The sequence below is a fragment of the Rhodococcus sp. 1168 genome (assembly GCF_002091955.1).
In the GTDB taxonomy this organism is placed as follows: Bacteria; Actinomycetota; Actinomycetes; order Mycobacteriales; family Mycobacteriaceae; genus Rhodococcoides.
In genome coordinates this window covers 1-18,561 of the sequence record NZ_MKKY01000017.1, presented here as the reverse complement: position 1 = coordinate 18,561, position 18,561 = coordinate 1, and the positions used below count along the sequence as shown (strand labels likewise).

Genomic DNA, 18,561 nt, shown 5'->3' with positions numbered 1-18,561 from the left:
ACTACTACCGAGTCGCAGTACCTATTTTCGTCAGCGGGGCGAGCAGGGTGCCGATGTCCGTCAGATCGGGCAGACCATGGCACCGCTCGGCTAGCTGGGCCACATCCAATTCGGACATGAATGGTGCGGCGTTCGCGCGGAACTTCGCCGAGACCTCCTCGAAGGACAGCGGTCGCTCGGGGCCACCTCGGGTGGTGAGTACTTCCTCGACCACCGTGGTGCCATCCGTCAACGTTGCGGTCAGCACTGCCGGGAACTGGTGCGGGAAGATGGCGTCGCAGCGCTCATCCGGAACCACATCGACCTTGGCCATCAGCGCTCGGCGGTCCTCTGCATTGGCCAGCTCGTCCGAATAGTCCTCCAACGCTGCTCCGAGTCCGCCGCCGCCGAACATGCCCACCGCAAGTGCATACGGTCCGCTGAACTGCGCCATGTATCCCGTCGTCGGTGTGCGCTTGACCTCGATCGGCTCACCGATGGTTCGCAGGTTCGCCGCCGGCACACCGAGAACCAACTTCTTCACGTCGGACGGCGCAATGCCACGATTGCGAAGCGCAGCTCCCGCGTCGACTGCAGCATGGGTGAAGTGGTTCGCCGGGTAAGGCTTGAAGAAGATGTTGGGTACTGCCCATTGCGTTCCGAGGCCGTCGACGATCTCCGACGCCCGGCCCGGTTGATGCAACCACGCTTCGAAGAAGCCGAATCGGCCTTCGAGCACGGTCGGCGGGCCGGTGATGCCGTGTCGGGCAAGTCCCGCGGCAGCCAATGCCGAATGTGCTGCCCACCCGCAGTGCATGCGCTTGACGGTGCCGCCGGTGCGGTTTGCCTCGATGATTCCCGACGCCATCGACGCAGCGATTCCGAGAGTGTCGACGATCTTCGCTTCCGATGCGCCGCCGATGACGGCAGCTGCTACCGCTCCACCCATGGCGCCGCAGATCGACGTCGCGTGTTGACCGTGTTCGAAGAACACCGAGTTCTGGGTCTCGGGGTCGAAACCTGCCATGCCGATCCGTACACAGACTTCCAAGCCGATCGCTATGCCACGTACCAACGTTCGACCGTCGGCGCCGTGTTGCTGGGCCGCGGCCAAGGCTGCAGGTACGACGGTGGCGCTCGGGTGCAGGATCGAGGGCAGGTGGGTATCGTCGAAGTCGAGCGAATGCGCCAGCACGCCGTTGACGAATGCAGCCATCGGACCTGGTAGCGCAGCCTCGACGCCTACTGCGAAAGCCTTTGCCGCTCCGCCTTGCTCGGTTGCCCAGGCTATTGCGGCGCGGCTGGTATCGAGATCGGTCGCCGCAATGGCGATGCCCAAAGTGTCGAGTACCCGCATTCCGACGCTGTCCACGACTGCGTCGGGCAGGTCCTCGAACGTGATCCCGGCGGCGAAGCGAGCCAGGTGCTGGGCAAGAGTGGGATCGGTCATGAGTTGGTCACAGCCAACGGTCGAACCGGGGAACCCGTAGCGCCGAAGATGTTGAGAGGGACCAGTACGAAGGTGAACTCGTACTGCTTCCTCGCGGACAGTTCTTCGAGGTCGAGCGCTTCGATGATGTAGATACCGCTCTCCACGAGGAGAACTCGGTGGGCTGGAAGTAATGCGTGTCCACCACCCGGTGCGAGTTGTTCGAACGCGATCGTATCGGCACCTGCGGCATGCACCTTCTTGGATGCGAGCCATTGCGCGCCTGCTTCGCTGACGCCGGGAACTCCCGAAGGACCACCAACGTAGGGCTGGCCCTCGTCGAACAATTGCCCCCATCCGCTGCGGATCAGTACGACGTCCCCTTCGGACACCGCTACCCCTTCAGCGCCAGCGGCCGCTTCCAAGTCTGCAACGGTGATCTCGTAACCGCCTTCGCAGCGGCCGATTCCGAGCAGTGACGGAATGTCCAGTAGGACGCCGCGCCTCACCATCGGTGCAATGGTGTGAACTCCGTGTTCGACATACTTTCCACCGATGCAGGACTGGCCTGCATCGACGCCGCCGTGCAATTTGCCGTCGTGTGAGACATGCGCAAGCGCATCGATGTGCGTGCCCACGTGCGTTCCGGTCGTGATCATGTCGTTGGCAGCGCTACCGCCGTCCGATCGCGTCATGTCGCCGTGACGGCGAGGCAACGTATGCCAGAACTGTGGGTGATTCGGCGATTGCGGCATGCCCACGCGCAATTGCCGACCCAGGTCGACGATCTGCACCCCAGCCTGAACTGCCTGGAGAAGTTGATCGGACATTGCGTTTGTCTCCTTCGCTCGCAACATGAACGGTTCATGAGTCGCGCCGTTCCGCTCAACGAAACAATGCGCTGAGGGGGCTACGTTGCTTCTTAGGCTAGCATTGCTGGACTTACGAGCACTGTTCATTGACCGCGCGAATTAAAATTCATACAGTTCACTCATGGCATCGGACTCGACGTTCCCCTCAGCGGAACATTCCACAGCATCATTGGCGAGAACCGTGTGCGAACTGCGCGACGGAGGCATCCCACCGGAACTCAGCGAGCGGGCTCGGTCGATCCTGCTCGATCTGCTCGGCGTCACCATTGCCGGAGCCCGCACGAACGAGTTGCGAGCATTGTCGAGCGCCTGGCGACCGGAGGCAGGAAACACCCGCCCATTGGGGAGCGCACTACGGACGACGATCTCCGCCGCCGCCGATCTCGACGCAATAGCAGCCTGCTGCCTCGAACTCGACGAGGGAAACAAATACGCCGCAGGGCACCCCGCCGCCCACGTAGTTCCCGCCGCCATAGCCGCGACCCGAATGTCTTCGACGCCCATCGACGGTCACACATTCCTCGCGGCGGTCGTCGCGGGGTACGAAGTCGCGGCAAGATTCGGCCACGCACTCACCCGGGACTCGCGATGGCACACGCACGGCCATTGGGGTGCGACGGGAGCAGCTGCCGCTGCCGCATCCATCTGGGGCGCCGACGCCGACCGAGTCGCCGCCGCAATCGACGCATCGGCAGCGCTGATTCACGTCTCGCCCTGGGGCGTCGTACTGGAGGGGAACTTCGCTCGAAACCTTTGGGTCGCAGGCGCAGTTCGTGCCGGACTCGATGCCGCACGACTGTCGGAGGCCGCGCTGGTGGACAACTCGGGGGCGCTTGCACACTCTCTCGGAGAAATCGTCGGCACCCTCGACTACCCCCGCCTCACCGAAGACCTCGGTACACGCTGGCTCACCATGGAGGGGTACGCGAAGCAACACGCGAGCTGTTCCTACACCCATGCCGCCATCGACACGGTACAAAGCCTGCGGGCCCACGCAACGTGGAACACCGAAGACGTCGAACAAGTTCTGGTACGGACGCATTCACTGGCCGCACCACTGTTCCAACGCCATCCCACAACACGGCTCGGTGCAATGTTCTCGCTGCCGTTCGCGGTCGCCGCCGCATTCGTCACCGACAGAATCGACACAGTGGCCCTCGACCCCGCCGGGCCGGTGTTCACGATCGCCGAGGAATTCAGCAATCGAGTACACGTAACCGCAGCAACAGAATTGGACGAGCTGCTGCCCCGACGTCGAGCCGCCGAGGTCACCGTCGTCCTACGCAGCGGCGAGGAAATATCCGCGCTGACGCCGAATCCGATCGGCGACGTCGATCATTTTCCGATGGACTACGCCGCGATCGAAGCAAAGATCGCGCGCCTCATCGGCGAAGATCCCGCTGAGAAGCTTGCGACTCTGATCGATATGTTGCCGCACACAAGTGATGTCGAACTGCTCCTCGACGCAGTGCACTGATACCTCGGAATGTGGCGGTCTTCGCGGTAGCACTGATGAACAGATGCCTTACTTCGACTCGGAGGTCACCGGCACGAATCTGCTCACATCTTCACACTGCGGACATACGATGGAATTCGTTCCCCACGAACAGGTGATTTCGCGTGAACGAAGCAACTCTGGCCGAGATCAGCAGCGACGCTCAGCGCTGGTGGGCACGTGCAGTCTTCGTGTTCGTCGTCGGTGCAGCTGCTGCGCCCGTACTTCTGGCCGGTGCGTTCGGTACCGTCGCTTTGCTCGTCGTCGGAACTGGCGGAGTCGTGATCACAGTGGCAGCGTTGTACTGGTTCCTCACCCGCCGCGGCACGCTCAGATGGATATCGATGACAGTGGCAATCGCCGCACCCATCGTCGTCCTCGTACTGTTCATCCGCGCCCACCTACTGTGGGTTGTACTGCTCTCCTGCGCATGTGCGCTGTTGGCTGCCGTCTGCGCCCGCGCCGCGCTGCAAGGCCGAACTGCGGATAGGTCGATGCCCGAACATTCGGCCTCACCGTCCCACCATCCGTTCGTGATCATGAATCCTCATTCGGGAGGTGGAAAGGTTGCAAAATTCGGTCTGAAGCACAAAGCCGAGGAATTGGGTGCCGAGGTCGTACTGCTCGATGGCCCGGACCTGGTCGACGTCGTCGCGCTTGCCAGGCAAGCAGTCCTGGACGGGGCGGATCTACTGGGGGTCGCAGGCGGTGACGGTACTCAGGCGCTGGTCGCTGCGGTGGCGGCCGAGAACGACCTGCCGTTCCTCGTGATCAGCGCCGGAACCCGTAACCACTTTGCAATGGATCTCGGACTCGATCGCGACGATCCGACCTGGTCCCTCGATGCTCTGAGCGACGGTGTAGAGCTACATGTGGACCTCGGCACGATCAATGGTCGCCCCTTCGTCAACAACGCCTCGTTCGGGGTCTACGCAGAGATCGTACGCAGGCCCGACTACCGCGACGACAAGACCGCCACCATGCTCGAAGTACTCCCCGATCTACTCACCGGGCATGCCGGACCTCGACTGGAAGCACAGATCGGAGACTCCGTGATGATGGAGCCTCAGGCGGTACTGGTGAGCAACAATGCGTACGGTGCCGGCGATCTGGCAGGCCTGAGCCGCCGCAGCCGTCTCGACCGAGGCGTACTCGGCGCAATCACGGTGTCGGTGGCGAATACTCGACAGGCCGTCGGACTGTTGCGCCCGCACGCGTACTAGTGGTTTGACGCAGCAGACGGCCTCCGAGGTTGTCGTCCGGGCTGATGCCCCGGAGATCCCCGTGGGAGTCGATGGTGAATCTCTTGTGCTGCGCACACCCGTGCGATGCTCAATCGAGCCGAAAGCTCTAAGGGTGCGTGTTCCTCGAAACAGACCCGGAGTACGCACGGCGGCGCCGACCTTCGACTGGGCCCAGTTGCGGCGGCTGGCGTTCCGCTCACATAGCGCGCCCGGATCGACTACTCCGAATTGATTCTCGGCGGATCATCTTCAACGGATCGATTCCGGAACGCCGTGACAGCGGATTCGAGTGTGGGATAGAACTGCGAGGAGTCGAATGTCTCGCCGACGCCGAACCGGATGAGCCGATCTTTGATCGGACCCTTCATTTCGGCGAATGCCGAGCGAATGCCGAGCGAATGCCCTTGCCGTGGAGGTAGGTATGGAGGTCGACGAGTTCATCGACTGCGGTGGTATCGAGACCGGTGATCGGCTCTGCCGCCACAACCACCCACTCGACGGCGCTCGGCGCGGAGGCGACCACGGAACGTACGTACGAGTCGAAGATCTCGCCATTGGCGAAAAACAGGGGTGCATCGAATCGCACCAAGACAAGACCCGGAATGCGGTGCCCACCAGGGTGGCGTTCGAGGTCATGGAATCCCGGACGGTCGGCTACCTGGACGAGCTCGGTCCGGTATGGCTGCCATACCCTGACAACTACAGCTACGAAGGATAACCCGATCGCAACAAGGATTCCCTGGAGCACGCCCACCAGAGCCACTCCGAGGAATGCAGCGATCGCCAGAGCGAACTCGACGGCACTCATGCGCCACATCCGAACCATGCCGCTTACATCCACGAGCGCGGTAGCCGCGACGATCACCACTGCACCAAGGGTCGCGTCGGGTAGGTATGCAGTGACTCCGGGTGCGACGAGAACAAAGGTCAACACCGCGAGCGCTCCGACGACACAAGCCAACTGCGTTCGCGCGCCACTCTGTTCGGCGACGGGCGTCCGAGAGCCGCTGGCAGAGATAGGAAACCCACCGAACAGCCCACCTGCGATGTTGGCTATGCCCACCGCCTTCATCTCCGTGCTGCCGTTCACGTCGTCGCCGCGACGCGCAGCAAACGTATGTGAGAGCACTCCGGTGTCCGCGAACGCAATCAGGGCTATCCCGGCTGCAGGACCGACGAGGCTGCCCACGTCCCCCCAGTCGACACCACCGAACGAAGGCAACGGAAGGCCTGCAGGCAAGGCACCCACCATCCCGATGTCTTCGTCGAGGCCGAGTGCCGCGGAAACGATCATGGCGCCGACCACAGCCACGAGTACGCCAGGAATACGGGGCACCCAGATACGAAACACGACGATGACGGCGAGGGAGCCGACGCCCACCGCCGCGGCAACCGGATCGACGTCTCCCGCCACCAAGGACTGTCCTATCTCCCCGATCTCTCGGATGAGGCCGGAGGCGTCGACCGAGAACCCCAGCATTTTGGGCAGTTGTCCGACCACGACGATGAGCGCGATCGCATTGAGATATCCGAGTCGGATGGGTTTCGAGAGCAGTTCGGTTACGAAACCCAGGCGCAGGAACCCGCCCACCGGAAGAATCAGACCGACTAAAACGCCCAGAATGCCCGCGAGGGCCAGCGCGCTTTCCGGATCGTCGGCTACCGCCAGCGGCAGAACCGTCACTGCAATGAGTGGGGCAAGCTGCGAGTCCGGGCCGAGCACAAGAATTTTCGACGGCCCGACCACGGCGTAGGTGAGGAGCGGAACGATGGTGGCGTACAGGCCCGCGTAGGCAGGAAGCCCCGCAGCCTCCGCGTATCCCATGCCTGCGGGATAAGCAGGGCGGTGAGGACGAGGCCTGCTATGGCGTCCGAACGTAGCCACTCCCGGCGGTACGTCCGCACCGTGGCGATCCCTGGTAGCCGCGAGAAGCTCCCTACACCGTACATTCGAGTCACCGCCCCCAGTGCAAGAAATTCACCGTGTGCGAACACGTGGTCGTAATGTTACGCCCCAATTTTCGGATGCAGTTCGAAGACTGCGCCGATCTCTCGCGATCTTCGAACTGCATCGAATATACGCCGAGCGCCCCGTGACGAACCGTAGATTCTCCGATGAGATCGATGTTCACCGTTGTGATCTCGAAATCGTCCCGCATCGAGGCATGCGACTGCGTCATCAATTCACCGAATCGTCGAAAATCGCTGTTAGTCACTGCTTCTGCACAATCCAGAACTCGTTGGTTCTCGATTCGACGCCCAACACTGCGGCCACCCGCCTACACGATTCTCGACGCGACGCACATTCTCCGGTGGAATTATGATGTGCCGCATTGGAGTTGATTACCAGCAAGCTGCGCCCATGACTGGCGACATCGAAGACATCCGATTCGAGAACACCTCTCCAGGACTAGTCGCCAGACTGTTCGACATCTGATCCGTCATCGGCGCCCTTCTGGGTATCTATGGAATTCTGCTCACCCTCGCAGAACTCTTTCCTTCGGTATTCGGCAACAAGACGCACTCGTCCCCGTCCGACAACGTCGGGGATATGAGCGTCGGAACAAGCGCCAACCTATGGGTCGGTCTCGTCATGCTCGCCATCGCGCTCATCTTCGCTGCATGGCCAGTCGCGCGACCCGCAGTCGTGGGCGAGGCGACCGATTGATTTCCGCGCAAAGGCACGTCCGCGTCTGTCTCTTTCGAGGGTTGTGGCCCCAAACCGGAGGGAACGTGTAACAGTCGAGGGCAGTGTTTGGAATGTGGAAGATACGTCAATCCACTCGCTGGAACGGGGTAAGCCCGTCGATCCTTCATTACCGTCGAGCGAAAGGTATCCGATGAACATCAACGACGACGACATCACCACAACCGGCGGAGCAGGCGAAGGCCCAGCCGACGGCGGCTCCAACCCCAACGGCCACGACGGCGGCGCCGACGGCACGGCAGGCCCCGGTGAAGGCCCGGCAGACGGCGGCTCCAACCCAGGCGGCCATGACGGCGGTGCCGATGGCCCTGCCGGATCCGGTGAGGGTCCAGCCGACGGCGGCTCCAACCCCAGTGGCCACGACGGCGGTGCGGACGGCGCGGCTTGAGCCTGACAGATATCGACCAGCGCGGACCGGAATTCCGGTCCGCGCTCGGTCGTTTGATATCCATCGACGGGCGGACCTTCGCCGATGAGTACTGGGGGAAGAAGCCGCTACTGTCGCGGGCATCCGACCTCACCGCCTCATTCGAAGATTTGATGACATCCTCGGCCGTGGACGAATTGATATCGCGTCGCGGGGTGCGCACTCCCTTCGCGCGGATGGCCAAAGATGGATCACTGCTGGAAAAATCTCAGTTCACTTCCTCCGGTGGTTTCGGCGCCGAGATGCCCGATCAGCTCGACTCCGCGGCGATTCTGTCCGCGTTCGCCGGCGGTCACACTCTTGTTCTACAAGGCCTGCATCGGCTGTGGCCTCCCCTGATCGACTTCGTTCGCGATCTGGTCGACGACATCGGTCACCCGTCACAGGTCAACGCCTACATCACCCCGGCCTCGTCGCAGGGATTCGATCCGCACTACGACGTGCACGACGTATTCGTACTCCAGATCAGCGGTGAGAAGCGGTGGATTCTCCATCCGCCCGTGCACACGCACCCCTTGGCCGATCAGCCCTGGTCCGACCGGCGCAGTGCCGTCGAACATCAGGCACGCGCAGTCCCCGCTGTCGATACAGTGCTCGCTCCCGGCGACGCCCTGTATTTGCCTCGCGGGTGGATCCACTCGGCAGAAGCATTGGGCGATACAACTATTCACCTCACCATCGGCGTTGCATCGTTCAACGAATTCGACGTAGCGACTCAGCTGATCGGTCTGCTCGCGGACGACGCCGGTCTTCGTGAACCGCTACCGGCCGGCATCGACCTCACCGATCCCGACGCTCTCGCACCACATATCGACCGAGTGCTCGACTCCATCGGATCGATCCTCGCCGACATCCGAGGCGACACCGAACGCCGACGCCGCATCGCCAGCGGACTCGCGACACGCTTCGTCGCCGCCACGCGGCCCGAACCAGTGCAGCCGCTGAAGACTGTCGCCTTCATGACCTCGCTCGACGCCGACAGTTCAGTGGTGTGGCGTCGTGGGTTGACTGCCTCTGTCGACGTCGACGGAGGCAAAGTTCATCTCGGTCTTCGCGGTACGACGATCTCACTTCCTGCCGAATGTTCGGCCGCGGTGACCCAACTTCGCGCAGCGAAGGTCTGCCGCGTCGGCGATCTGGCCGGCCTGAACACCGAGAGTGCCATCGTCGTGACTCGCCGTCTTCTCCGCGAGGGAGTACTGGTACCGGCAGAATGAGCGGGCCTGCCTGCAGCGACCGCGCCCGCGAGCGCGGTGACGCCTTGGCCGGATCCGGGTCGCCGGGAAATCGATGGTTTCTCGCCGAAATCGACGGACCCTGGGGACACTCTGCTTTCTTGAATTCGGCCAAGGTGCTCGATCCGGACCTGGGTTTGCGCATAGTTAGCCGTATCGAAGGGGCCGGCATGCGCACCCTTGCCATCCGAAGGCCTGCTCGGCGGCAGAGTGAGGCGCGAATGAGATGGGCCATCGTCGAATGCGAGGTAGGTACGGAGTCGATCCGATGGGGCGAAGTCGGCGCATACGAGGAGCTTCTCGACGTCCCACTCGACGGATCGACCGGAGAGCTCTCACCCGATCCGATCGTGGCTGTCTGCACTCACGGCCGCCACGACCGATGCTGCGCCGTCCGCGGACGGAAGGTGCTCCCGGCATTGAAGGAACACCACGAGTCGGTAACCTGGGAGTGCTCTCACCTGGGCGGCGACCGATTCGCCGGAACGATGATCGTGTTTCCGCAAGGCCTGTACTACGGCAACGTCGACGACGCCGACGTCGCGACGATCGTCGATCGGCACCGGGCGGGATTTCTCGATCCCCACTTCCTCCGGGGCCGAAGCTCACTGTCGGCCCCGGTTCAGGTCGCCCAACATCATGCCCGTGCAGCATTGCGCGAGGAAAGAATCGACACGTTGAATCCGTTGTCGACGACGCAACACGGCGGCACGTGGACCGTAGAGCTCGACCACGACGGCGCTCGTATCGTGGTGACGCTGGAGCAGAGCGTGTCCGAGCCCATCACCACGACCTGCGCAGCAGTGCGCGCCGGCGCCGTCAGAACCTTCGAGTTGATCGAGATGACGATGCCCTAGCGTAAAATCCCCGCCGGCTGCCCTTCCACCTGCCTACGATGGTTTACGAACCCATCGATAGAGGAGGACACATGCCTACTCGACTCAATCCATACCTGAACTTCCGCGGGCAAGCACGCGAGGCGTTGGAGTTCTATCAGCAAGTGCTCGGGGGTGAACTGACGTTGAGCACCTTCGGCGAGTTCGGGGCCGTCGCCGACCCTTCCGAAAAGGACCAGATCATGCACGGCCAACTCGACTCGCCGAGTGGGCTGACCCTGATGAGTTCCGACACCCCCGCGAGCATGGCGTTGCGCGTCGGCGACAATATTTCCGTCTCCCTCAGCGGTGAAGACGAAGCGGAACTGCGGGGCTATTGGGACAAACTCGTCGTCGGTGCCAAGCGAACGATGGGGCTCGAGAAGGCACCGTGGGGCGATACCTTCGGCATGCTCACCGACAAGTTCGGCATCAGCTGGTTGGTCAACATCACCGGTACCCACTCTTGATCGGGTAGCACTGGGTGCACGATGAACCGATGAAGACGATTGCACGTATTCTGCTCGGTTCGTTCCTGATGTTCGCCGGTCTGAGCCACCTGTTCTGGGCGCGTGAGGCGTTTCGTGCCCAGGTGCCCTCATGGGTGCCGCTCGACGCGGACTTCGTGGTACTGGCCTCCGGCGTAGTGGAGATCGTTCTCGGCCTGGCCCTTGTCGTTCTGGTACGTCGGCGAGTAGCTCTCGGCTGGATCGTCGCAACATTCTTCGTTGCTGTCTTCCCCGGCAATATCTCGCAATTCCTCACTCACAGCGATGCTTTCGGCCTCGATACCGATGCAGCTCGCGGTATCCGATTGCTCTTCCAACCAGTACTCGTGGCATGGGCATTGTGGTGCACAGGTGCGTGGGCCGCCTGGCGATCACGGCGATCAGGTGCCCGGGTGCGGTAGTACGAACAGCACCCGGATGCGACCGCCCGTAACCGCACGGTCAGTATGGAGGTAAGTGCAACTGATTACATGAACTAAGCAACGAGGTGGCGTAGTGAGCGACGCAGCAGCAATCGGCGACGGTATCTTCCAGATCCCGGTCCCCATCACGGACAATCCGCTGGGTAACACCCTCGTATACGCAATGGAATCCCCCGGCGGGTTGATCCTGGTCGACGCAGGGTGGGACGACGACAACGCCTGGAACGGCCTGACCACCGGCCTCGAGTCGCTGGGACACTCGATCACCGACGTCGAAGGCGTCGTGCTGACGCACTTTCATCCCGATCACATCGGACTGTGCGGTCGAGTCCGGGAAGCTTCCGGCGCATGGATCGCGATGCACGAGGCCGATCACTCGCAGTTCGAGGCCATGACTGCCGATCGCAGCCCGGAGTGGGCGAATCGGGAACTCGACAACCTCGTGGCCGCCGGCGCCCCTGCTGCCGACATCGAGGCATGGCAGAAACACGCACCAGCGGCCCCTACCGGACCGGAGTCTGCCCCGGACCGCGTACTTACCGACGGTGAGCTGATCAAACTCGCCGGCCGCGAACTCGAAGTGGTCTATACCCCGGGACACACCCCCGGCCATGTGTGCTTCTACCTACCCGAATCCGACGTCATGTTCACCGGCGACCACGTTCTTCAGAAAACGACGCCGCACGTCGGGAACTTTGTCTATCCACTGGAAGAACGCGACGCGCTTGCCGAGTTCATGGACTCACTTCGACGCGTCCAAACACTGGACATCACCCGTGGCCTCGGGGCGCACGGCATCCCGATCGACGACGTAGCAGGCCGTGCCGGTGAACTGATCAGCCATCACGGGGAACGCCTCGACCATCTGTACGAGGCATTCGGCGACAACGAGATCACCGTGTGGCAGGTTGCGGAACGAATGAAGTGGTACAAGCCGTGGGCGGATATCTCTCCGTTCGGCAAGACCATGGCACTGTCCGAGGCAGCTGCACACCTGCGCCACTTGGTAGCACTGAACCGAGTTGCTCAGGTACCGGAATCCTCGCCTGCACTGTTCGCCAGAGTCTGATCATTCGGCGGAGTCATCTCGAGCCGCACACCCAATAGCCTGACTTCTCTCGCATGATCCAGGCGATCGACGAGAGCAGCAGCCGCGTCGGCGATCGTGTCCTCATCGAACGTCGGCGCGGCGAGTGCTGCTGTGGTCGTGTGGGTTTCGAAGGGTGCATACCGAATCTTGAGCGTGACACGTACTGCCTGCCTGTTCTCGGCGAGCAGATCTTCACGAACGCGATGAGCGAGTCCGCGAACCTCCTGTCGCACCGCAACCCAATCTGTCAGATTCTGTTGGAAAGTCGCTTCACGGCTGTGCGAACGCGCAACCCACGGTTCCGCAGACACTGGCGAGTCGTCGACGCCACGGCCCTTCGTCCCGATCCACGGGCCTGTTTGCGGGCCGAAGGTAGCGGCAAGTAGCTCATCGTCCGTCGCCGCCAGTTCCGATACCGTCGTGATCCCCAGCGCCGCAAGCTTCTTCGCAGTCTTCTTTCCAATTCCCCACAGTGCGTCGGTGGTTCGCTCCCCCATCAGCTCGAACCAATTCTCGTTCGTGAGCGTATAAATGCCCTGGGGTTTCCCGAAGTCCGTGGCAATTTTCGCCCGCAACTTGTTGTCGCCGATACCCACCGAACAATGCAGCCCCGTTGCCGCGAACACTGCATCGTGCACCGACCGCGCGAACGACACCGGGTCCGCGGTTTCGACCCCGAGAAATGCTTCGTCCCAACCCATTACCTCGACGACGACGCCCAGCGATCGGAGCGTGTCCATGACGCTGTTCGACGCGGCGGTGTAGGCCGCGGCGTCGACAGGCAAGAATATTGCGTCAGGTAGCTTTCGCACGGCGACTCGTAGCGGCATCCCGGATCCGACACCGAAAGCCCGGGCCTCGTACGACGCGGTGGAGACCACCCCTCGTTCGGTCGGGTCGCCGCGGCCGCCGATGACCACCTGTTTGCCGGCCAGCTTCGGATTGCGAAGCACCTCCACCGCGGCGATGAACTGATCCATATCGACATGCATGACCCATCTTCGGCGCGCCGAGGTCGTCATAAGTTCATTGTGACCGTGCACAGGCGTACGCGCGATCCTTTGCGGTGATGAACGTGCGACGCTGTGGAACACTCGCAACCATGGACTCGAACCCCGTCGAAATCACCGTCCTCGGACAGGGCCAGGCCACGTTCGCACCAGAACGTTGCACGATATCGCTGACGGTAAGGTCCGATGGTCGCTCCGCGGAGGCTGCTACCGAGCCCGCCCACCGGTTGGTCCGAGAGCTGACCGAACTCATCGACCCGCTCTACAACCAAAAGTCCGGTCCGATCGACAGGTGGTCTCTCGATCAGGTGCGGCACAGCCGAAATCGGCCGTTCAATCACGATGGCGAGCAGCTCCCCTACGTCTATCAGGCCGTAGCCTCCATCGACGTCGAGTTCAGCCAGCTAGATGTCATCGACGCGTTCGTCTATGCGGTGTCCGCGCTCGACGGCGTCGACATCGGCAGCTTCGATTGGAGGCTGACCGAGGCGAGTGTGCAGGAAAATACGCGACACGTTCGCAAGCTGGCAGTACAGGATGCTCTCAGCAAGGCCGAGGTGTACGCCCAGAGCGTCGGGCTCGTGTCGGTGAAGGCACTGGCAATCGCCGACCCCGGGTTGCTCGGTGTCACCGCTGGACATCAGGACTACGGGATGGCCACACGCGCCTACGCCGGCCGAGAAGCCGAGGGATTCGAATTGAAGCCCCAGGACATCGTCCTGCGGGCCGAAGTGCACGCGCGGTTCGCCGCCAGCTGATCGGACCGTGTTCGCACCACTCCACGAAGGGCTGTAGGAAGACCGCAGGTACGCACGGTTCGAAGTCGTCGACCGCTGCAGTCAGTTCGCGATCGTCGCCGCAGGTACCGCCGTAGCGGGCCTGCTCGATGTGACCTGAGCGTGCGTCTGCGACCTGTCGGTAATCACGCCTACCATGGGTAACCGTGACTATTCCGACCATGGACGAGCTAGAAGTCGACGCCCTCGAAATCCGATTCGGGACCGACACGTTCACACGCGGATCGAAATACTTCGATGAGGGCAGAGTTGGGCAGGTCACGTGGGATCGACGGGCGTCCACACTGTCCTCGCAAGTACGGGGCAACCGAGCCACCCCGTATGCGACAGTCGCCACCATGTCGAGCCGGATGGGCGCCATCGTGGCCGTGGAATACGGACGTTGCAATTGCCCCGTCGTCTTCAACTGCAAACACGCCGTCGCGCTGATTCTGCAGGCGAAAGCCGACAGCGTCCGAACGCCGACGCGCGGACCTGTGAACACCGCGGGCCATTGGTCCCAGGCACTTGCATCCGTCATCTCCGCCAAGCCTGCCGAGCTCGGCGGGCCGAGCAGTGGGCGCATTCGCATCGGGCTTCAGTTGGGCTTGGAACCGTCGGTCGACCGCGCCGACGCAGTTCGACTCTTGGCCCGCCCGGTGATGTTCAACGAGCGTAAAGCCTGGGTCGGCGGCGGCGTCTCGTGGTCGTCGCTTCCGTCGACAACGGATCGACGCGTCGAGCGTCAGGTCGATATTCTGCGAGAGCTGTATGCGCTGCATCAAGTGCGCTCGCGTGGGCGCTCGGCGTACTCGTTTCAACGGACCGACTCCGCGACGATCGACCTCGCAGACATCTCCGGTCGGCTGCTGTGGGATCTGCTGGGCGAGGCACGCGAAGTCGGACTTCCGTTGATCAACGCACATCGTGTGCTCGGTGAAATCCCTTGGCCAGCAGAAGGAGAGTTCACCGTCGACATCACTTCCGGTGATTCCGGATCGCTTTCCGTGGTCGGCCGAATTACCCTCGACGGCACCATAATTCCGCCCAACCGTCGCAGCTTCCTCGGCAACGACGGTTCAGGGATTGTGTACTGGGACGACGAGGCGCACACAAACCACGCAACCCGCGAGTTTCGACTCGCGCGGTTGTCGAGGCCGGTCCCGTCTGCGCTTCGACGGATCGCCACGACCATCGACCCCATCGAGATACCGTCCTCGGATCGTGCGGACTTCACGACGAAGTACCTTCCTGCACTCGAACGTGCCAGCGACGTCGTATCTTCGGACGGCTCCTACGCCGCACCCGTCGTCACCGGCCCCGAGCTCCACATCACGGTGACCCACACCGGAGACAACCGACTGACGTTCTCCGGCCAGTGGCGCTATTACCTCGATAGCACCGAAATAGACTATCCAGCAGACATATACAGCTCAGCCGAGGGAGTTCGTAATCCCGACTCAGAGGTTGCGTTGCTGCGCAGAGTCCTTCCGGTACTGAGCCGACCCCCTGGCAATGAATTCATCTCGTTCACTGCTGTCGGGATCTCGGCCGGCATACTCGTCACCGACCAGCTACCTCTCCTGGACGAGTACGACAACGTGCATGTGACGACTGTCGGTGAGCTCCCAGATTTTCGCAATGTCAGCGACGACGTCGGCATATCGTTGTCCACCACAGCAATTCGAGGCGACAACGATTGGTTCGATCTCGGCATTGCAGTCACCGTCGATGGCACCGACGTCGAACTCGCCACGGTCATTACTGCCATTGCTCGCGGCGAGACCCACCTGATGCTCTCCGACGGCCGGTTCTTCTCCCTGGAGCGCCCTTCGTTGCTCACCCTTCGACGGTTGGTGGAAGAAGCCCGGTCGTTGCAGGACAGCGTGAACGGACCGTTGAGAATCAGCCGATACCAAGCCTCATTGTGGGAGGAGCTCGCCGAACTCGGTGAAGTGACTCGGCAGGCAACAGCGTGGCGCGAGCAGGTTACAGCACTGTTGAAGCTCGATTCGATCCCGACTCAGCCCGCCCCTGCGGGTATAGGTGCTCAGTTACGGCCATACCAGCTCGAAGGTTACTCATGGCTGCTCTTCCTGTGGACCCACGGTCTCGGCGGAATCCTCGCCGACGATATGGGCCTAGGCAAGACTATTCAGGCGCTGGCGATGATTACCAAGATTCGAGAGAGCGGACCATTGCCTGCCCCGTTCCTCATCGTGGCCCCCACGAGTGTGGTGCACAACTGGGCACGAGAAGCAGAAAAGTTTGCGCCAGACCTCAACGTGGTCACGGCCGGGGAAACGCGCGCACGACGACGAGGCCCGGTGGGCGACATCGCGCTCGGCACCGACATCGTCGTGACGTCCTACACAGTCTTTCGCCTCGACTACGAAGACTTCGAGGCCGTGTCCTGGTCAGGACTCATCCTCGACGAGGCGCAATACGTCAAGAACCACAAGAGCAAGTCCTACCAGTGCGCTCGGCGGCTGTCCGCACCATACAAGCTCGCCATCACCGGCACCCCGATGGAGAACAACGTCATGGAGCTGTGGGCCTTGCTGTCGATCACCGCACCCGGACTTTTCCCATCACCGAAGAAGTTCACCGAAAACTATCGCAATCCCATCGAAAAAGACGGTGACACAGAGCAACTGAGAACCCTTCGCCGACGCATCAAGCCGCTGGTGCTACGGCGGTCGAAAGACACTGTGGTGCAGGACCTTCCCCCGAAGCAGGAGCAGACCGTCGAGGTCGACCTTCATCCACGCCATCAGCGCGTCTACGAAACACGGTTGGCACGGGAGCGTCAGAAGATACTCGGGCTGCTCGACGACTTTCAACGCAATCGAGTCACGATCTTGCAATCACTGACCATTCTGCGTCAGCTCAGCTTGGATGCGTCTTTGGTCGATGAGAAGCACTCGGATATACCAAGCGCCAAGATCGACGAGCTGGTCGATCAGTTACACGAGATCATCGACGGTGGCCACCGAGCGCTCGTCTTCAGCCAGTTCACCAGGTTTCTGTCGTTGGTGCGAGATCGCCTCGAATCCGAAGGCATCGCTCTCGTCTACCTCGACGGCAGCACCCGAAACCGCGGTGATGTCGTGGAACGTTTCCGTAGCGGGGAAGCACCCGTGTTCCTGATAAGTCTCAAGGCCGGCGGTGTAGGCCTCACGCTCACCGAAGCCGACTACTGTTTCGTACTCGACCCCTGGTGGAATCCCGCGACCGAGGCGCAAGCGGTCGATCGTGCTCATCGCATCGGTCAGGCACGGACCGTGTTCGTCAACCGCTACGTTGCACGCGGAACCATCGAGGAAAAGGTCATGGCGCTCAAGGAACGCAAGGCCAAACTCTTCGCAAGTGTCATGGACGACGGCGGCGCCTTTGCCGGCGGACTCACAGCCGACGACATTCGAGGGTTGATCGAGTAGGCGCCGGCGGAGGTAAGGGCTTGGTAGGTTCGCTCCATTCCGCTTCAATGGTCCATTCATACGATCAGATGGCTTGTGAGCGCCATTCAAGCGGCCACACATCGCGATCGACACCGACAAACGAACAGATTGACCGCCGGACATGGACGAAATTCGTACGCCGTCTCGTTCAAGCCTAGGGTCGAGATGTGGACCGACATAGTGGACAACACCTCTGGCCTCGGCCACCGATTCTCCCGCGACCGATCTTGATGGACCAACGCTGGGAACGTGTGGTGTTCTTGCATTGGCGGGTCCCGAGCGCAGTCGTCTCGTCGCTGCTGCCTCGAGGCTGCGCACCGGACGAATTCGACGGCTCGTCCTGGGTCGGTCTGATCGGTTTCGAGATGGTCGGCGCCGGATTCGGATACCGCCGTCCGGTCCCCTACTTCGGGACATTCGCCGAAATCAACGTTCGGCTGTACTCCATCGATGGCGAGGGACGACGGGGAGTGGTCTTCCGATCATTGGAAGCCAGCCGGCTCGCAGTCGTCCTGGGCACCAACCTGGCTCGCGTTCCGTATCGGTGGGCGTCGATGACAATCGACGACGACAGATCCACCATCAGATATCGAAGCAGACGCCTCGCTCCACCCCACCGCGGAGCATCCACCGACTTCGCAGTAGCACGCGGGTCACGTGATATGTCCGACGACCCGTTGGCCCAATTCCTCACGGCACGTTGGGGGCTCCATACATCGATCGCTGGACGGCTCACCTATGTGCCGAACCTGCACAACCGCTGGAAACTACTCGACGCCGAGCTGAGCCATTGCTCCGACCAGCTGATCGCGGCTGCGGGTCTCCCGAACATCGCCGGCAGATCACCGGACTCGGTGCTGTATTCGGATCAGGTCGCAACACAGTTCGGACGGCCTTATGCGGTACGCGCTTCCGCTAGTTGATCCGCTGGCCATTTCAACACGAACGGTTCAGCTACCCACTTCCCCGCTTGAATGGTCCATTCATACGATCAGTGAACTTGAATGCGCCATCGAAGTAGCGCGGCAAC

Annotated in this window: 13 protein-coding genes and 3 pseudogenes; 11 read left to right on the top strand and 5 right to left on the bottom strand. The window is 62.0% G+C overall.

From position 1 onward, the window contains the following. Positions 1–4: 4 nt before the first annotated feature. Positions 5–1,429 (bottom strand): MmgE/PrpD family protein, encoded by a 1,425-nt coding sequence (locus BJI47_RS00480; protein ID WP_088941863.1) that lies wholly within the window; start codon positions 1,427–1,429, stop codon positions 5–7. After that, positions 1,426–2,238 carry a cyclase family protein gene (locus tag BJI47_RS00475; RefSeq protein WP_088941893.1) on the bottom strand — a complete coding sequence of 271 codons (813 nt, stop codon included), beginning with the start codon at positions 2,236–2,238 and terminating at the stop codon, positions 1,426–1,428. Before BJI47_RS00475 ends, BJI47_RS00480 begins: the two co-directional genes overlap by 4 nt. A 163-nt stretch (positions 2,239–2,401) precedes the next feature. On the opposite strand from BJI47_RS00475, the gene BJI47_RS00470 reads away from it, so the two are divergent. Together BJI47_RS00470 and BJI47_RS00465 are read left to right on the top strand one after the other, a co-directional pair. Beyond that, the gene (locus BJI47_RS00470; protein ID WP_088941862.1) at positions 2,402–3,757 is read left to right on the top strand and encodes an MmgE/PrpD family protein; all 1,356 of its coding nucleotides are present in this window, start codon (positions 2,402–2,404) and stop codon (positions 3,755–3,757) included. A 158-nt stretch (positions 3,758–3,915) separates the two neighbouring features. Next, a pseudogene (locus tag BJI47_RS00465) lies at positions 3,916–5,251 on the top strand (diacylglycerol kinase family protein). Here the strand turns inward: BJI47_RS00465 and BJI47_RS00460 are convergent. Further along, positions 5,238–6,969: pseudogene (locus BJI47_RS00460) on the bottom strand (SulP family inorganic anion transporter). The pseudogenes BJI47_RS00465 and BJI47_RS00460 overlap by 14 nt on opposite strands. Positions 6,970–7,100: 131 nt before the next feature. Beyond that, positions 7,101–7,372, bottom strand: a pseudogene (locus tag BJI47_RS24360) (galactokinase); the annotation flags it as partial. Between the two features lie 487 nt (positions 7,373–7,859). Between BJI47_RS24360 and BJI47_RS00445 the strand changes: the two are divergent. The 6 genes from BJI47_RS00445 (at position 7,860) to BJI47_RS00420 (ending at position 12,263) form a co-directional block, all read left to right on the top strand. Then, positions 7,860–8,114, top strand: a complete 255-nt coding sequence (locus BJI47_RS00445; RefSeq protein ID WP_088941860.1) for a BatC protein — start codon at positions 7,860–7,862, stop codon at positions 8,112–8,114. Continuing rightward, positions 8,111–9,370, top strand: coding sequence for a cupin domain-containing protein (locus BJI47_RS00440; protein WP_254900312.1), 1,260 nt, complete (start codon positions 8,111–8,113; stop codon positions 9,368–9,370). The genes BJI47_RS00445 and BJI47_RS00440 overlap by 4 nt, the downstream gene beginning before the upstream one ends. Next, positions 9,367–10,245, top strand: coding sequence for a sucrase ferredoxin (locus tag BJI47_RS00435; RefSeq protein ID WP_088941859.1), 879 nt, complete (start codon positions 9,367–9,369; stop codon positions 10,243–10,245). Before BJI47_RS00440 ends, BJI47_RS00435 begins: the two co-directional genes overlap by 4 nt. Positions 10,246–10,316: 71 nt before the next feature. Continuing rightward, positions 10,317–10,733: a VOC family protein gene (locus tag BJI47_RS00430; protein WP_088941858.1), complete on the top strand. Its 417-nt coding sequence runs from the start codon at positions 10,317–10,319 to the stop codon at positions 10,731–10,733. 29 nt (positions 10,734–10,762) lie between these two features. Next, the gene (locus BJI47_RS00425) at positions 10,763–11,173 is read left to right on the top strand and encodes a DoxX family membrane protein (protein WP_088941891.1); all 411 of its coding nucleotides are present in this window, start codon (positions 10,763–10,765) and stop codon (positions 11,171–11,173) included. Positions 11,174–11,267: 94 nt separating this feature from the next. After that, positions 11,268–12,263, top strand: a complete 996-nt coding sequence (locus BJI47_RS00420) for an MBL fold metallo-hydrolase (protein ID WP_088941857.1) — start codon at positions 11,268–11,270, stop codon at positions 12,261–12,263. On the opposite strand, the gene BJI47_RS00415 is transcribed toward BJI47_RS00420, so the two are convergent. After that, positions 12,221–13,306 carry a DNA polymerase IV gene (locus BJI47_RS00415; RefSeq protein ID WP_088941856.1) on the bottom strand — a complete coding sequence of 362 codons (1,086 nt, stop codon included), beginning with the start codon at positions 13,304–13,306 and terminating at the stop codon, positions 12,221–12,223. The two genes, BJI47_RS00420 and BJI47_RS00415, sit on opposite strands and share 43 nt — an antisense overlap. A gap of 80 nt (positions 13,307–13,386) precedes the next feature. Here BJI47_RS00415 and BJI47_RS00410 point away from each other — a divergent pair, with 80 nt between their 5' ends. From BJI47_RS00410 to BJI47_RS00400, 3 genes are all read left to right on the top strand, one after another. Further along, positions 13,387–14,052: an SIMPL domain-containing protein gene (locus BJI47_RS00410; RefSeq protein ID WP_088941855.1), complete on the top strand. Its 666-nt coding sequence runs from the start codon at positions 13,387–13,389 to the stop codon at positions 14,050–14,052. Positions 14,053–14,237: 185 nt separating this feature from the next. Beyond that, positions 14,238–17,510, top strand: a complete 3,273-nt coding sequence (locus tag BJI47_RS00405; RefSeq protein ID WP_125458622.1) for a DEAD/DEAH box helicase — start codon at positions 14,238–14,240, stop codon at positions 17,508–17,510. Between the two features lie 188 nt (positions 17,511–17,698). Further along, positions 17,699–18,454, top strand: a complete 756-nt coding sequence (locus tag BJI47_RS00400; RefSeq protein WP_254900311.1) for a DUF2071 domain-containing protein — start codon at positions 17,699–17,701, stop codon at positions 18,452–18,454. The last annotated feature ends 107 nt before the right edge of the window (positions 18,455–18,561 follow it).

Bases quoted from the DNA above. Each gene is read 5' to 3' on its own strand.
- BJI47_RS00480 (WP_088941863.1), bottom strand. From the start codon at position 1,429: ATGACCGATCCCACTCTTGCCCAGCACCTGGCTCGCTTCGCCGCCGGG.
- BJI47_RS00475 (WP_088941893.1), bottom strand. From the start codon at position 2,238: ATGTCCGATCAACTTCTCCAGGCAGTTCAGGCTGGGGTGCAGATCGTC.
- BJI47_RS00470 (WP_088941862.1), top strand. From the start codon at position 2,402: ATGGCATCGGACTCGACGTTCCCCTCAGCGGAACATTCCACAGCATCA.
- BJI47_RS00445 (WP_088941860.1), top strand. From the start codon at position 7,860: ATGAACATCAACGACGACGACATCACCACAACCGGCGGAGCAGGCGAA.
- BJI47_RS00435 (WP_088941859.1), top strand. From the start codon at position 9,367: ATGAGCGGGCCTGCCTGCAGCGACCGCGCCCGCGAGCGCGGTGACGCC.
- BJI47_RS00430 (WP_088941858.1), top strand. From the start codon at position 10,317: ATGCCTACTCGACTCAATCCATACCTGAACTTCCGCGGGCAAGCACGC.
- BJI47_RS00425 (WP_088941891.1), top strand. From the start codon at position 10,763: ATGAAGACGATTGCACGTATTCTGCTCGGTTCGTTCCTGATGTTCGCC.
- BJI47_RS00415 (WP_088941856.1), bottom strand. From the start codon at position 13,306: ATGACGACCTCGGCGCGCCGAAGATGGGTCATGCATGTCGATATGGAT.
- BJI47_RS00410 (WP_088941855.1), top strand. From the start codon at position 13,387: ATGGACTCGAACCCCGTCGAAATCACCGTCCTCGGACAGGGCCAGGCC.